This window comes from Flavobacterium fontis (genome assembly GCF_900129405.1).
Taxonomy (GTDB): Bacteria; Bacteroidota; Bacteroidia; order Flavobacteriales; family Flavobacteriaceae; genus Flavobacterium; species Flavobacterium fontis.
The window spans coordinates 1-16174 of record NZ_FQVQ01000015.1; the positions used below are offsets into that span (position 1 = coordinate 1).

General features: G+C 40.6%; 13 protein-coding genes. 3 read left to right on the forward strand and 10 right to left on the reverse strand.

The features are described from left to right. Nucleotides 1-363: T9SS type B sorting domain-containing protein (locus BUC17_RS11400; protein WP_143161788.1), on the forward strand; the 363-nt coding region annotated here is incomplete at its 5' end. A 672-nt stretch (nucleotides 364-1035) separates the two neighbouring features. Here the strand turns inward: BUC17_RS11400 and BUC17_RS11405 are convergent. After that, nucleotides 1036-2232, reverse strand: coding sequence for a pyridoxal phosphate-dependent aminotransferase (locus BUC17_RS11405; RefSeq protein ID WP_073364549.1), 1197 nt, complete (start codon nucleotides 2230-2232; stop codon nucleotides 1036-1038). Between the two features lie 103 nt (nucleotides 2233-2335). Here BUC17_RS11405 and BUC17_RS11410 point away from each other — a divergent pair, with 103 nt between their 5' ends. Continuing rightward, nucleotides 2336-3670, forward strand: a complete 1335-nt coding sequence (locus BUC17_RS11410) for an aspartyl protease family protein (RefSeq protein ID WP_073364551.1) — start codon at nucleotides 2336-2338, stop codon at nucleotides 3668-3670. 29 nt (nucleotides 3671-3699) lie between these two features. On the opposite strand, the gene BUC17_RS11415 is transcribed toward BUC17_RS11410, so the two are convergent. Then, entirely contained in the window at nucleotides 3700-4137 is a 438-nt protein-coding gene (locus BUC17_RS11415; RefSeq protein WP_073364554.1) for a DUF1573 domain-containing protein, read from the reverse strand. A 277-nt stretch (nucleotides 4138-4414) separates the two neighbouring features. On the opposite strand from BUC17_RS11415, the gene BUC17_RS11420 reads away from it, so the two are divergent. After that, nucleotides 4415-7042 (forward strand): valine--tRNA ligase, encoded by a 2628-nt coding sequence (locus BUC17_RS11420; protein ID WP_073364557.1) that lies wholly within the window; start codon nucleotides 4415-4417, stop codon nucleotides 7040-7042. Nucleotides 7043-7107: 65 nt separating this feature from the next. Here the strand turns inward: BUC17_RS11420 and BUC17_RS11425 are convergent, their stop codons facing one another. The 8 genes from BUC17_RS11425 to BUC17_RS11460 all read right to left on the reverse strand — a co-directional run bounded on the left by BUC17_RS11425 (nucleotide 7108) and on the right by BUC17_RS11460 (nucleotide 16172). Further along, a complete protein-coding gene (locus tag BUC17_RS11425; protein ID WP_073364560.1) occupies nucleotides 7108-9333 on the reverse strand; it encodes a M20/M25/M40 family metallo-hydrolase in 2226 nt (741 codons plus the stop codon). 50 nt (nucleotides 9334-9383) lie between these two features. Next, nucleotides 9384-9764, reverse strand: a complete 381-nt coding sequence (locus BUC17_RS11430; protein ID WP_073364563.1) for a response regulator — start codon at nucleotides 9762-9764, stop codon at nucleotides 9384-9386. A gap of 29 nt (nucleotides 9765-9793) precedes the next feature. Further along, on the reverse strand, nucleotides 9794-12298 hold the full coding sequence (locus BUC17_RS11435; protein ID WP_073364566.1) for a PAS domain-containing sensor histidine kinase: 2505 nt from the start codon (nucleotides 12296-12298) through the stop codon (nucleotides 9794-9796). Nucleotides 12299-12322: 24 nt separating this feature from the next. Continuing rightward, nucleotides 12323-13510, reverse strand: coding sequence for an FIST signal transduction protein (locus BUC17_RS11440; RefSeq protein ID WP_073364569.1), 1188 nt, complete (start codon nucleotides 13508-13510; stop codon nucleotides 12323-12325). A 150-nt stretch (nucleotides 13511-13660) separates the two neighbouring features. Next, entirely contained in the window at nucleotides 13661-14428 is a 768-nt protein-coding gene (locus BUC17_RS11445) for a superoxide dismutase (RefSeq protein WP_073364572.1), read from the reverse strand. Next, a complete protein-coding gene (locus tag BUC17_RS11450) occupies nucleotides 14428-14706 on the reverse strand; it encodes an acyl-CoA-binding protein (RefSeq protein WP_073364575.1) in 279 nt (92 codons plus the stop codon). The genes BUC17_RS11445 and BUC17_RS11450 overlap by 1 nt, the downstream gene beginning before the upstream one ends. Continuing rightward, nucleotides 14699-15358, reverse strand: a complete 660-nt coding sequence (locus tag BUC17_RS11455) for a phosphatidylserine decarboxylase family protein (RefSeq protein ID WP_073364577.1) — start codon at nucleotides 15356-15358, stop codon at nucleotides 14699-14701. Before BUC17_RS11455 ends, BUC17_RS11450 begins: the two co-directional genes overlap by 8 nt. Continuing rightward, nucleotides 15348-16172 (reverse strand): phosphatidate cytidylyltransferase, encoded by an 825-nt coding sequence (locus BUC17_RS11460; protein ID WP_073364580.1) that lies wholly within the window; start codon nucleotides 16170-16172, stop codon nucleotides 15348-15350. The genes BUC17_RS11455 and BUC17_RS11460 overlap by 11 nt, the downstream gene beginning before the upstream one ends. Nucleotides 16173-16174: the final 2 nt, after the last annotated feature.

A 16174-nucleotide genomic window follows, 5' to 3' on the forward strand; every position in this document is an offset into this window, starting at 1 on the left:
GATGTTCCGATGGGTGAGCATACCATCACCGTATGGGATACCGAGGGGGGGCTGGCCAACAGTTGTGACCCGCTGATTTTAAGTGGGGTGTCTATTATTGACTATCCGCATTATTTCACGCCCAACGGCGATGGCATCAACGAAACGTGGAATGTTGTCGGCTTGCAAAATCAACCTGCGGCGAAGATTTACATTTTTGACCGTTATGGAAAACTCTTAAAGCAAATCAGTCCCACGGCAGCAGGATGGGATGGTACCTACAACGGTGCCTTGATGCCTGCCACCGATTACTGGTTCTTGGTAGAGTACTTTGAGGGGAATGTTGCGAAGGAATTTAGAGCGCATTTTTCGTTGAAACGTTAGTGATTAGTGATTAGTGACTAGTGACTAGTGATTAGTGATTAGTGATTAGTGACTAGTGATTAGTGACTAGTGATTAGTGACTAGACTTTAAATATAGAAGCTGCTCGTACAACCGAGCAGCTTTTTTGTTATTTTAAATTTTAAATTATGTATTTTAAATGTTTTGGAGCATAATGTAACACTAGGTTTTCACGATGTTTCATAAGGTATAGCCATAAACTGGCACCCCCTCTTTTTTTCTTGTTTCTTTCTTCTTGCTTCTAAAAAAGTAAAAACATCACGTTTAATCGGATTAAATAATGTTATTATGGTTGGATTTGGAGCACAATGGGGCACTAGGTTTTCACGATGTTTCACAAGGAATAGAATCGTAGAAATTCATAATTCATAATTTAAAATTCATAATTCAATTCGCGCGAGGGGTGGCAGTGGAAATCCTTGACGCAGCGCAGCGGAGGCAAGATTGCAACGAACGACCCGACCCCGAGGTGGATGATTTCATTCGGAAGAGGGAGGAGAATCCGAGGGGGCGCGCCCAATTAATGTGCCAATGTGTCAATATGTCAATGAGGCGATGTGGCGATGGGTCTAGTGACAGGGTTATGGATAATAAAAAACCTGCATGTAAGGAAATACGATGCAGGTGAATAATTTAAAAAAGTGGGTTGAACTTTAGCGAGCGTTGTATGTTTTTAAAGCAGCTTCGAGTATCGCAATGGCTCGTTGTAGGTCCTCTTTTTTGAGCACATAAGCAATACGCACTTCGTTTAAGCCTACCCCTGGAGTGGAGTAAAAGCCCGCTGCGGGAGCAACCATTACAGTTTCGCCATGAAAATCATACGATTCAAGTAACCATTGCGCGAATTCATCGGCATTGGTAACAGGCAATTGTGCTATACAATAAAACGCGCCTTTCGGGACCGCGACTTTAACTCCGGGGATATTTTGAAGTCCTTCCACCAAAAGGTCACGACGGCCTTTATATTCGGCGATGACATCCTCGAAATACGATTGGGGTGTGTCAAGCGCTGCTTCACTGGCAATTTGTGCATAGGTAGGGGGACTCAAACGCGCTTGTGCAAATTTCATTGCGGTAGCCATCACGTCTTTATTTTTGGAAACTAGGCAACCAATACGCGCGCCACACATGCTGTATCGTTTGGAAACAGAGTCAATCATAATCGCATTTTCTTCGATGCCGGGCACATTGAGCACTGAGTGGTGTTGCACATCTGCATCGTAAATAAATTCACGATATACTTCGTCGGCGATTAGGAACAAGTCGTGTTTTTTAACAATGGCAGCGAGTTGTTGAATCTCTTCTTGTGAGTATAAGTAGCCAGTAGGGTTTCCTGGGTTACAAATAAGAATCGCTTTAGTTTTGGGTGTAATGAGTTGTTCAAACGCGGCAATAGGAGGGAGGGCAAAACCTTCTTCTAGCGTAGAAATGACGGGAACTACTTTGACCCCTGACGCCGTAGCAAATCCGTTGTAATTGGCATAAAACGGTTCAGGAATGATGATTTCGTCGCCTGCATCCATCGTGCTTCCAATTGCGAAGAGCAAGGCTTCTGAACCTCCCGTAGTGATGATGATATCTTGCGTTTCCACGGGAAGACCATAGGAGCGGTAGGAAGCCGCCAACTTGGTACGGTAACTCTCAAAACCCGCGGAATGGCTATACTCTAGCACTTCGATAGCTGCATTTTTAACCGCTTGCAGGGCTACTTCAGGCGTTTTAATATCGGGTTGCCCAATGTTTAAATGATAAACTTTTACCCCTTTCTTTTTGGCTATTTCTGCATAGGGAACTAACTTACGGATGGGCGATTCGGGCATTTGTTGGCCTTTGTTCGAAATCTTTGGCATAGTGATTTGTTTTAGCTGTGCAAATTTGCAAATTTTAAGATGATTTTGACGTTAATGCTATCGTAAAAAGCGCTATTTTTTTTAATTTTAGAAAAATTACCCGATGAAGTCCCGAATCTTATTTCTTTTATTGGTTTTACTTGTGTCCGGCGTTCTTGCCCAAGTGGGATTTCAGTTGCCAGAACACCGGAAGAAAATCGTGCTTCCCTTCACATTTGTTCAAAATCTTATCATCATTCCTGTAGTTCTGAATGGGACTCCTCTGAATTTCATGCTCGATACGGGCGTTGAGCATACGCTATTGTTCAGTTTGGAAGACACTGATCAAGTGCAGTTAAATCAGATGGAAGCGGTAAAAGTACGCGGCCTTGGGAACTTGGATGCAATTGATGCGTACAGCTCTGAAAATAATCGGTTGGAAATTGGTTCTATGACTGATAGGGCCCACAAATTATACCTCATTCTCGACGAAAAAGTGAACATTTCTACCTCCGTGGGAATGCCGATTAATGGGATTATAGGGTACCATTTTTTTAAGTCTTACAGCGTTCGTATCGATTATGTTAAGCAAAAGATTATCCTCTCGCGCGAAGTCAATAGGCTCATGAAGCGTCGGGAACCCTTTACAGCAATTCCTCTGACGTTTATACAAAACAAACCGTATCTCCATGCAACGACTGCCTTGGGAGCCAAAGTCACCTCTGCTTTTTATTTACTTGATACCGGAAATACCGATGTAGCCTGGTTGTTTCCCAATGCGCAGCCAGCGTTCTCATTTCAACCCTATCCTTATGTCGATGACTATCTTGGTCGGGGCTTGTCGGGTGATATTTATGGGCAACGGGGACGAATCGATTCAATTGCACTCGGACCGTTTAGTGTCAAGAGACCCCTGGTGGCGTTTCCGAAAGGCGATTTTATACAGCATCTGCTCCAAATCAACGGACGCAACGGTTCGCTGGGTAACGAGCTCTTGAAGCGCTTTCATCTAGTTTGGGATTATCCGAATCAAAAAATCTATGTGTATCCCAATGCTTTGATCAAAGACCCTTTTGTGTATAATATGTCTGGAATTGAAATCGTGCATAGCGGTTTGGAGTGGGTAACCGAAACCAAGGATTTGACTGTTCAATCAATTTATGCCAAAAATGTATTTTCCAATAGCGGGCAGCGCATTAATGATCAAGTCAAGGTTTTGTTTGCCTTGCGTCCCACTTATGTTGTAGATTTGATTCGGGTCAATTCCCCTGGCGATCTAGCAGGGCTGCGTAAGGGAGATCAACTCTATAAAATTAACGGTTACCTCTGTACGAATATCACTCTCGATGAAATCAACGGTTTTTTGAAAATGCGCGACGGAAAAACGGTAGACATCGAATACATTCGAAACGGGAAAACGGTCACGACTTCTTTAATTTTAAAAGACCTTTTACCATAAAAAAAACCTGCCGTAGCAGGTTGTTATTTTTAGGAACGATTCATCAAAATATTTGTTTTTTTCTCTAGAGGATTGGGTTCTTGTTTGACAATTACTTCTCCTTTAATCTTTAGCGCTACCATGCCACCTTCAACATTTACTGCATTGGTTTCTACTGTGATTGTTTTGCGAATGGGCCCCGGATTCATATTGTATTTCACCTTAATTTCACCTGTTTTACCGGGCATAATCGGTTGGTCGGGTTTACTTGGAACCGTACAGCCACAAGTCGATTGTACGTTTTTGATAATTAGCGGTTGATCGCCTGTATTGGTGAACTCAAAAATCCGCTCTCCATTATCAGTTTCCTTGGTTACAGTACCGTAATCTATCGTATTATCTTTGTCTTTAAAAACAATTTTTGGCCCCGTTTGCGCCAAAGTAAATGCTGTGAAAAAAAGAAGACAATAAGGTAAAAATCGTTTCATGACTCTGTTTTTTGTAAAATTACTACTTTCCGTTGGGGTACAAAATTTTAAATCTTAAATTTTTCGTAACGTACTATTTTCAGTACTTTTGCCCACATAGGTACAAAAAACATACCAAAATTTCAGGTGTTAGGATTATCAATTGTTTTATCCACATCACCTCCCGTTTTCGCTTTTATCACTTCATAACGTTAAGTAGATATTGGCTCTCCCTGCTTACCGGCAGGCTGATCGGGGCAATAAGGGAGTTTTTTTTCCAATTCAAAATTTTACACACATGATTCCAGCACAGTACAACGCCCAAGATGTCGAGCAAAAGTGGTATGCCTATTGGATGCAACACGACTTTTTTACCTCCAAACCCGATCATCGTACCCCCTATACTATAGTCATTCCTCCGCCTAATGTGACCGGAGTATTGCACATGGGGCATATGCTCAATAATACCATTCAAGACGTGTTGATTCGTCGTGCCCGCTTGAAAGGATTTAATGCATGTTGGGTTCCCGGTACCGATCACGCTTCGATTGCTACGGAAGCTAAGGTAGTGGCAAAATTGAAAAGTGAAGGCATTCAAAAAAACGATTTAACGCGTGAAGAATTCTTGAAACACGCTTGGGATTGGACCCATAAATATGGAGGTACGATTTTGGAGCAACTCAAACAATTGGGCTGTTCTTGCGATTGGAGTCGCACCAAGTTTACTATGGATCCCGATATGTCGGCTTCTGTAATCCGTTCTTTCGTCGACTTGTATCGCAAAGGATTAATTTATCGTGGTTATCGTATGGTCAATTGGGACCCCGAAGCCAAAACTACCCTTTCGGATGAAGAGGTAATTTATGAAGAGCGCCAAGGGAAGTTATATCATTTGCGCTATGCCATTGAAGGTTCGCAAGAATTTGTAACTATTGCCACTACACGACCTGAAACCATTTTGGGCGATACCGCAATTTGTATTCATCCCGAAGACGAGCGATACCAACATTTGCGTGGTAAAAAAGCTATTGTTCCCATTTGTAACCGTGTGATTCCTATCATTTTTGATGCTTACGTTGATCCTGAGTTTGGAACGGGATGCTTAAAAGTAACGCCCGCTCACGATGTCAACGATAAAGAATTGGGGGAACGTCACAATTTGGAAATCATCGATATTTTCAACGAAGACGCGAGTTTGAATAGCTTCGGATTGCATTATGCGGGCAAAGACCGTTTTGAAGTACGTGAAGCGATTGCCATCGAATTGGAGGCAATCGGTGCCTTGGTGAAAACGGAAAACCATTTGAATAAAGTGGGAACGTCTGAGCGCACCAAAGCGGTAATCGAACCCCGATTATCTGATCAATGGTTTTTACGCATGGACGAATTGGTCAAACCGGCCATTAAAGCTGTACTTGAAACCGAAGAAGTGAAGTTATACCCCTCCCGATTTAACAATACCTACCGTCATTGGTTGGAAAATATTCGGGATTGGAATATTTCTCGTCAGTTGTGGTGGGGCCAACAAATTCCGGCCTATTACTATGGCGATGGAAAAGAAGATTTTGTGGTTGCAGAGACCAAGGAAGAAGCACTTGCTTTAGCCCAAGAAAGAACAGGAAATTCAGCCCTTACCTTTGACCAGCTTACGCAAGATGCCGATGCCCTCGATACTTGGTTTTCGTCGTGGTTATGGCCTATGGCGGTATTTGGCGGAATAATGGATCCCGAAAACAAAGATTACAAATATTACTACCCTACCAACGATTTGGTTACGGGTCCCGATATCTTATTCTTCTGGGTGGCTCGAATGATTATTGCGGGTTACGAATACGCCGACGCCAAGCCGTTTACCAATGTGTATTTAACCGGATTGGTTCGCGATAAGCAAGGCCGTAAAATGTCGAAATCGTTGGGGAACTCACCCGAGCCATTGGAATTGATTGAGCGCTTTGGCGCCGATGGTGTTCGCGTGGGCTTATTGCTGAGTGCCTCGGCGGGTAATGATATTTTGTTTGACGAAGAATTGTGCCAACAAGGGAAAGCGTTTGCCAACAAAATTTGGAATGCCTTCCGCTTGATCAAAGGTTGGGAAGTGGCCGCTATTCCCCAACCCGAATCCTCACGTGTTGCGATAGCATGGTATGAAGCTAAATGGCAACATACCTTAGTAGAAATCGAAGATAATTTTGACAAATACCGTATCTCCGATGCGTTGATGGCCATTTATAAGTTGTTCTGGGATGATTTCTGTTCTTGGTTCCTTGAAATGATAAAACCGGGATACCAACAACCAATAGATCAAGTGACTTTTGATAAAGCGATTGCGCTTTTGGAAACCAACTTGAAATTATTGCATCCGTTTATGCCGTTTTTGACAGAAGAAATTTGGCAATACATCAAAACGCGTACCCCTGAAGAGGCGCTTATCATTGCCCAATGGCCAACTTCGGTTGCTTATGATGCCTCATTGGTGGATGATTTTGAGTTTACCAAAGAGGTTATTTCTGGGATTCGTACGCTACGCAAAGACAAAAATATTCCATTCAAAGAGGGAATTGAATTGAAGGTAGTCAACAAAGAGGGGAGTACCTCCTTTTTTGACAGTATTGTTGCAAAATTGACCAATCTTTCTTCCCTTACTTATGTCAATGAAAAAGTGGACGGTGCTTTATCGTATCGCGTCAAGTCCAACGAATACTTCATTCCAGTAACCGGCGCCATCGATGTTGCCGCTGAGATTGAAAAATTGACGGCTGAGTTGGCCTATACCCAAGGTTTTTTGAAATCGGTTCAAGCCAAGTTATCCAATGAGAAATTTGTTTCGGGGGCCCCTGAAAAAGTAATTGAAATGGAGCGCAAAAAAGAAGCCGATGCCTTAGCCAAAATTGCCATGCTTGAGGCGAGTTTGACAGGTTTGAAATAAAGTAATTGAGTACAAAAAAAAGGAGTATTCTTTCGAGTACTCCTTTTTTTATTTTGAGAAGGTGTTTATTCAAACTTGACCTTCACCGTTTGTGAAACGCCATTTCGTGAAAACACCACTTCGACTTCATCGCCTGGGTTGATTTTGGCTAAAGCTTCCATATACCCATATACATCTTTAATCGGTAACGCACCAATTTTGGTAATGACATCACCTTCCTGAATACCTGCTTTTTGCGCGGGTCGGTTATCGGTTACACCATCGACATGCAGTCCGTCAGGGTGTTCGGTGTAATCGGGCATGATTCCCATGGTTACTTTGTACTTGGGACGTGTTTTACCAGCATTCGCTTTGGTTTTGGTAAACGGAATTTGTTCCATCACATCCAGCGCTTGGGTAATTCGGAACACGTATTCAACGATGTTTTTAACTCCGTAGTAATTGATTTTATCTGCATCGTCACTTGGTTTATGGTAATCGCTGTGCGTTCCAGTAAAGAAATTTAAAACAGGAATGTCTTTTAAATAAAACGAAGTGTGGTCGGTGGGTCCGGTGCCGCTTTCCTCCAGGGTAACATGAAATCCAGCAGGTTTGTTTTTCTCGATGATTTTTGGAAATTCGGGACTCGTTCCTGTTCCTCCAATAATTAGGTCTTTGGAGGCATTCAAGCGACCAATCATGTCCATGTTGATCATGGTAACTACATTGGGGGATTGCGCTTTAATGATGTCTGCGAGTGCTTTGGATCCGATTAATCCGTCTTCTTCCCCAGAAAATAAGGCAAAGATATAGTTCGCCTTTTCTGTCGTTATGTTTTGGGATAGCATTCGCGCCAACTCGAGTACACCTGCGACTCCAGAGGCATTGTCGTCAGCGCCGTTGTGGATTTGTCCTTGGGAATTCATTTGGGTAGAATTTCCGTGTTCGTTTCGGCCTAAATGGTCATAATGCGCCCCAATTACAATCGTTTTGGAGGCTTTATTGTCTAGATAGGCGACTACATTATGGGCTTTGATTTTTACCTCTTGGCTATTCAACGAATCTTTTGGATTGTTTTTGTAAGTATATTCAAAGGGAATTAGATGGGATTTTCCTTGATAGGGCTTGAGTTTCCACTTTTTGAATTGATTCTCCAAATATTCGGCGGCCTTCAGTTCTTCCTTAGAGCCCACCAAACGTCCATTCATAGCATCGGAGGCCAAAAAGGTAATGTGTTTTTGGAGTAATGGCTCTTCAATGTATTCTGCGGGATCGGTATCGACCCAGTCGGCGATGAAAACATTGGTTTCCCGTGCAGCTTCTTGTTGGCGATTGCTCGAGAAAACTAATTTTTTACCGTTGGGGGAAAACATGGGAAATGCGTTGAATTCACTTTCAAAGGTGATTTGACGCAAATGCGTTCCATCGGTGTTGATCATATAAAGTTGAAAATCGTACCCACGTGTTGCATGATGGTTGGAAGAAAAAATAATTTTTTGATCCGAAGGATGGAAAAAGGGCGCCCAGTTTGCCTTTCCTAATTGAGTGATTTGCTTTAAATCAGAGCCATCGACATTGCAGGTGTACAATTCCATTTCGGTGGGAGCGACTACATTTTCTTGAAGGAGTGCTTTGTATTCGTTAATTTCAGCCTCCGTTTTGGGTCGGGAAGCTCGAAACACAAGTTTTTTACTGTCGTGCGAGAAAAAGCTTCCTCCATCATAGCCTAAACCGAAAGTCACTTGTTTCAAATTGGAACCGTCTATATCCATGGTCCAAAGTTCCAAATCCCCAGATCGCGTCGAGGTAAAGGCAATTTTTTTTCCATCGGGAGAAACTACCGCCTCGGCATCGTATCCAGGAGTATTCGTGAGTTGTTTGACAATATTTCCGTTTAAATCAGCGATATACAAATCAAACTCGGGATAAATGGCCCATAAGTATTTACCATCGCGGGGTTTTGGGGGAGCAGGACATTCTTTTTGTGCCCCGTGGGTCGACGCAAAAATAATATGTTTGCCATCGGGCATAAAGTAGGAACAGGTGGTTCTTCCTTGTCCGTTGGAAATGCGTTTTAGACTTTGGGGAGAAAAGGTTTTTTCGTTAAGATTTAAGCTAAAAATTTGATCGCATTCTGCTCCCAAGGCTTTATTGGTAACTTGTAGGGTGAGCAGTTGGTTGTTGGGACTGAAGTAGGCTTCGGCATTGTCACCGCCGAACGTTAGTTTTTGAATATTTTTCAAGTTGTGTTCTTGTCCAAAAAGCGATACAACACAGCCTAAAAAGAAGAGGCAAATTCGGTTTTGAAGCATGATTAATTTTTTTCTCAAAGATAAAATTTACCACTCATTTGCGACCTTCTTTATTCAAAAATTTGCATTAATTGCTCTTTGTCAAGCGGTTTCTCAAGATATCCTTTCAATCCAAGGTAGCTTTCTGCTTTTTGCTTGTCTTTATCGTTGAGCGAAGAGGTGAGAATGTATACTTTATGTTGGTTTAAAAAGTCGGGTAAAACCTTAATAACTTCATCCAAAAATTCAAATCCAGTTAATTCAGGCATATTGATATCCAAGAAGATATACGCATGATTCTTGACTTCTTCATGAATATTTTCAAATACAAAAGTGAGTGCCTGCCGACTAGATAAAAAGGTTTTTATCGAGCAATCGGGACATAAATTACGTATTGTTTTTTCGTGCACGTAATTAAAAATAGCATCATCGTCAATTAGAATACAATACATAAAAATAAATATATTCCTACAAATGTAAGTTATTTTTTATTAAGTGAGATAAAAAATCGAGAACCTTTACCCAATTCAGAGTACACATCAAGGACACCATCGAGTTTTTGAGTGATTTCTTTACAGATAAATAAGCCCAGTCCGGTGCCTACTGCACTGTTTGATCCTCTAAAAAACATTCGAAAAATTTTTGGAAGGTGTTCAGGAGCGATCCCTTCTCCGTTATCTTCTACTTCAATTATTATTTTTTGGGAGGTTTCTGTGAGTTTGCAACGCACAAAAGGATTTGGAAGGCTTCGATTTCGGTATTTGACTGCATTTCCGATAATATTTTTTAACAAAGTTGCCATTCGATAGCGATCGGAGGTAATCCAAGCATTGCCATTGTCTTGAAACGTCATTTCCATTTGTACATCGGATACATATTTTAAATCTTCAAATATCCCATGGATCATTTCTTTAAGATTAAAATGTTCGTACGTCACATCCAATCGTGCATTTCGTGAAAATTCTAAAATTTCCTGAATGGTATCGTCGAGTCGAGCTACACTGACATCAATGAGCTGTATGTATTCTTTTAGGTTGGGTTCTAAATTTTCAGTGGCAAAAATTAAATTAACAAGCCCTTTAATCGAGAGCAAAGGGGCTCTTAAATCATGCGATACACGATATACAAAATTATCCAACTCGTTGTTCAGTTTTTGCAGCTCTTGATTTTTACTTACAATCGTTTTTTGTGTTTTCTTGAGTTCTGAAATATCTACTCCATTGATAATGACATATTGTAGTTGATCTCCAATAAAATAAGGAAACACATCAATTAATCGGTAGCAAGTTTTCTGGTTTGGTGTTGTGATAACATCGGTGTAATGGATTAGTTTTTTCAAGTCAACTGCGTCACTGACTTTTTGAGCCATTCGACGCATATTTTTTAATGGATGTCGTTTGAGACGTAATTGCGTTAACTCACTTATATTTTTTCCAATAAAAGTTTCCCAGTCGGGTTGAACTTTAAGCAATGATTCATTGATAAAGGCAACATTCAAGTTTTTATCGAGGACAATTTTTTGAGAGGGAGAATGGTTAAAAAGACTTTCATAATACTTCTTCAACGCATCCAATTGCATTTCAGCTTCGTGCTTTTCGGTTATATCCAAATTGCTACCGATAAGTTTGATGATCTTACCTTCGGGCGTTCGCTCGGCAATGAGTAAAGTTTTTACATAGCGAATTTCCTTTGCGTTTTTCAATTGTATGCGATATTCATACTCCAAATGACTTTCATTAGAACGCATAAAGTTATGCAAACGCTCTACTGTAGAATTGCGATCTTCGCTATGTACACAATTTTTCCAAAAAGGATAAAAATCGACAGGGGCTAAGTTTCTTGGTATCCCTAATTGAAGCTCTAAAATAGTATTCCATTGGGTTTTTTGACTTTCGGCTTCCCATTCCCAAATACCGATTTGTGCTTTTTCAGCGATAGTTTCAAAGCGTTTGTTTATGCGTAAAATTTCATTTCGCGCCTGTACTTCTTTGGTGATGTCTTTTTGAATCGAAATGAAGTTGGTATGATTTCCAAGTGGGTCAAATACAGGGATTATTTCAATTTGGTTATGATACGGTTTCCCATTTTTAGTGTAATTAATCAATTCAACAGCTACACTTTTTTTGTCGCGTAAAGCATCGACCAATCGTTTGTGTTCGGCCTCAGATTGGGGAGCTCGTTTTAAAAAATCCTTAGGTTTTTTACCAATTATTTCTTTGCGTTGATATCCTGTTGTTTTAACAAATGAATCATTCACCCACTCAATCTCTCCATGGTGGTTTGCTATAATCACATTGTTATTGATTTTCTTTGCTATTAATGAGAGTTTGGTCAACTCCATTTTTGAATTATTGATTTCATCCAACTGATGTTGAATTTTTAAGTGCTGTTGTAATCGTATTGTTAAAGCCAGGAATTGTTGACTAAAAATTTGGAACAGTGTTTCCAATGTTGGATTAAACGCACTAAATAATGGTGACTTTTGCTTGCTGATCAAACCCATACATCCGATATGAATTCCAGCTAAAGTATCTTCAATAACAGTTATCACTCCTCGATCATACGCTTTAAGTTTTTCTACTTTTCTTAGCTGTGAATCCTCTAGTAATGTTATTGAATGGGGAGGAAATTCTTTAAAGAATCGAAATAATGCTGTATTCTTTTTTGATGGTTTTTGAAATTGCAATGGAATCCCTTCTGAAAAAAGTTTTTGTATTCCAGTTTCGGGATGCATAAAAACAATAAGCGAGGCTTCAACTTCGAGAATATCAACCATTGTCTCTACAGCAAGCTGGCCTAAATGTTCAAGACTGGTCGATTGTAAGGCTTTGGAGTTGAATTCAGACAGACGTTTATATAATGTCAGTTCATGATCTAAACGGTCCTGAGCAGCAATTAACTTCTGTTCCGTAGCAGAGAAACGGGTAACGCGAAGTTGAAGCTGTTCATAGGCTTGTTGTAATCCTATGGCATTATTTGAGTTCATGGTAATTTTGGGGCTATTTTGTTTTTATTTTCTGTAAATTACATAAAGTGCTGTAGTATAGTTGTGATATGTGTTCTTTCCATTCAACCGTGCAAATTCACCAAATCCATACATGCCCAACCATGGTGGACAAACCTCGCCCGAGTAAAATGGAGTTTGCATTTGGTGGACCAATTCTTCTTTTAAAACGCGGTTGGTGAGGTAGCGTCCTCGTGCTAAACAATCGGCGTGAAATACCGCTACTGGTTTTTTTCCACCTGCACGTTGGCACATCGATGTTACCATTCGATCCATTTCTTTAAAAATTAACTCTTCATCCCGTATGGTAAACCAAAGCTGGGTACCTTCGTTACACGAGGTGGCATAGTAAATGTGTTCGCCTTCATGCTTGGTAACCACACGCAAAATGTGTTGATTTCCATATTCCTCCGCTACTTCAGGGGGCAGTAGTTCGGCCAATGCCCCTACGGGAATAGTGTGTCCACAATCGGCCTCTTTGGGTAATCCTAATCGCTCCAGAAAAGTCGACCAAGCGGGTTTTCCATTCAGTTCTTCAATAATATGTCCGTTGGATTTAGTTACCGTCATAGGTTCACCTATAGCCATAAAACCATGGGTTGCTTGCGTATCAATGGTTAAAGAAGGATCGCAAAATCCAATGGCAAAAGCTCCATGTTCGGTGACTTGTTGCGCAAACGCTTGGAAACTAACATATCCTTTCATATTATCGGAAGTGGTAGCGCCAAATACGGTTACGTCTTCCCCAAAAACAGTTTCAAATCCCCGAATACACTCTGAATTATTAATATCAATTCCCGAGGCAATAAAATAAATCATATTGATTCCGGTTTTTTGGGCTTGTAAGGCCTTGGCCATTTTGACACATTCGTCGTACGAATTATGACCATAAATAGATGAACTTCCGGCGAGCGCAAATTCATTGCCCGTAAGCGCCATCAAAGCCATATCTTTCATGGATTCACTCACGCCCTCGCGCCCTACAACGCCACAACAAGAGGCAGCTACAATTTGTGCTTGGGGAGCCATTTCATGAGCTTGTTCTATGAGATCTTGAAAATCATGCCCCACAGAAGCATTAAAAATGAGGAGTGAAGCTTGATCGAGGTGTTCCCCTAGGGCAATTTCTAAACATTCCGTAACACTTCTTTTGGTATTAACAATACGAGTAGAGGCAGAATAAAATTGTAGCATAGTAGTAGATTTAATATTCGTAAAAGAACTTTGAAAATGAGTTCGTAAAGCGGTATATTAAATGTACTATAATTAAAATAGATAAATTTATTTTATCGACGAGAGTCCATTTTAATGGCGACGAAAGCTGTTTAGCTGTAGACGAATGAATTAGGGTGTGATAGCCTCTTCAAATTTTTCAGCTACTTTATCCCAATTGATATGTTTGAAAACACTTTCTACATATTTTTTACGACGATTTTGATACTCCAAATAGTAAGCATGTTCCCAAAGATCAATACCTAATATAGGTTTTCCGGGAACTTCTGCACGCGGCATCAGCGGATTGTCTTGGTTGACGGTATTCGTGATTTCAAGTTTTCCTGATTTATTGACAATCAACCATGTCCAACCTGATCCAAAAACCTTTCCTGTAGCATCAATAAATTGATTCTTAAAGCTATCAAACGAACCAAAATCACGGTCGATGGTGGCCGCCAACGAATCTTTGGGTTGGGCTTGCCCTTTGGGAGTTAAGATATCAAAATACAAACTATGATTGTAATACCCTCCTAAGTTATTCTTTAAATCAACATTAGAAATGTCGAGTTTCTTAAAAATTTCAGTAATGGGCAACGGTTCCAAATCGGTTCCGCTTAGTAGTTGATTCAGGTTGTTGGTATAGGTAAGATAATGTTTGGAATAATGCGTTTCCATAGTCAGTGCATCGATGTCAGGCTGAAGGGCATCGTAACCAAAAGGAAGTTTTACCAATTCAAAAGCACCCTCTTGGGCTTTAACATCATCGGGAACCCCAAGCGTCACTTTTTGTTCTTTGGAGGGTAGCGGTACTTCAACGACTTCGGTATATTTTTTCCGTTTACAGGAAGCTGAGGAAATAATGAGAAAACATCCCCACAAGAGCACACACTTTTTCATTACTTACTTTTTTTTTGTGCCAATTCCATAATGGCTTGAATATATTGTTCTTTGGCTTCGTCTTGAGTGAGGTGGTTAATTTGTATCCACGCATTCATTTTGAAAGCATTTCGCAAATCTTGGGGATACACAAATCGATGGGTAGCCCTTCCCAAGGTAGATTGTTTGTATAAAGCATACAAACGCAACTGCACATCTTGGGGCAGGGAAGCTTGTGTCATTGTGTTGGCAATGTCAACTGCTTCATCGAATCGTTCTTCCAACGGGCGATTATCCATGGTTTTTTACAGCAATAATCGTTTGATTACCTACAGCTTTTTGACCGAGTTTTACGTTTACTTCGGTTCCAAGGGGAAGATAAATGTCTACCCGGGAACCAAATTTAATAAATCCAGCATCAGCCCCTTGACGCACCGTCATGCCTTCTTCGGCATAATTGACAATACGTTTGGCCAGCGCTCCTGCAATTTGACGGTATAAAATTTCACCAAAAATACGGTTCTCAATAACCACGCTTGTGCGTTCATTTTCAGTGCTCGATTTTGGGTCCCAAGCTACTAAATACTTTCCAGGATGGTATTTACTGTATTTTACCTTGCCGCTCGTACAATAACGCGTTACGTGAACGTTAATGGGCGACATGAATATGGAAACTTGTAAGCGCTTGTCTTTAAAATACTCTGCCTCGTAGACTTCCTCAATAACAACTACTTTCCCGTCTACAGGCGCTACAATTTGATAATCATTAACTTCCAAAGGCCGCTTCGGATTTCGGAAAAATTGCAAAACCATGATCAATAAAAAAAGCAGTACCAATTGCACCGACTTAAGAATCCAAGGGTTTGCAATTACATACGGTGAACCGAGTAGGAGGACCGTAAAACTGAACGTTGCGATTAAGATGATTTTGGCACCTTCTTTATGAAACATAATCTAGAATTTGGTAAAACAAAAATACAAAGGGCGTGACAAATATAATACTATCTAAGCGATCCAAGATGCCCCCATGTCCTGGCATGATTTTCCCACTGTCTTTCACGCCAGCAATACGTTTAAATTTGGATTCAATCAAATCACCCAACGTACTGAAAACACTGATGATTGCTGCACTTACCGTCCAAATCAACACCGAAGTGTCTGCATATTCAGGTTTGGGTTGAAAATAATAGCGCGAAATCAAGTAGCCGACGAGAATTGTAAACAACATGCCACCCAAAAAGCCTTCGATGGTTTTTTTGGGTGAAATTTTTTCCAATAACTTATGTTTACCTATCGTTTTCCCAACAATATAAGCAAAGGTGTCATTAGTCCAAATCAGTAAAAAGATGCTGATGATGATTTTTGGACGGTATTCATTGTTGGAAAAAGGAATTTTAACTAAAATCAAAAAAGGAAGGATTACATACCCCAAGGTAAAGAGATAGCGTGACCAAACACCAATGTGCTCTTTTTTAAAATTAAACAAAAGCAATAAGCATTTGATGGAGATGAATAGGGTTACTATAAGCAGTAAAATATCGTTGGTTTTATTGGTCCGAAATTGAGATGCCCAGTAAAAGGCAGCAGCACCAATAATCAACGGAGCAATTCGGTTAATATGCACTAATCCACAGAATTCGTAAATCGCAATGAGCATAAAAAACCCAAACAGGATAAAAAAACTATCCATAGAGTAGGAGGTAGCGCCCAGTAACAAGGTTACATAAACGATACCAGAAAGGAATCGGGTGAGGGATTCACTCATGA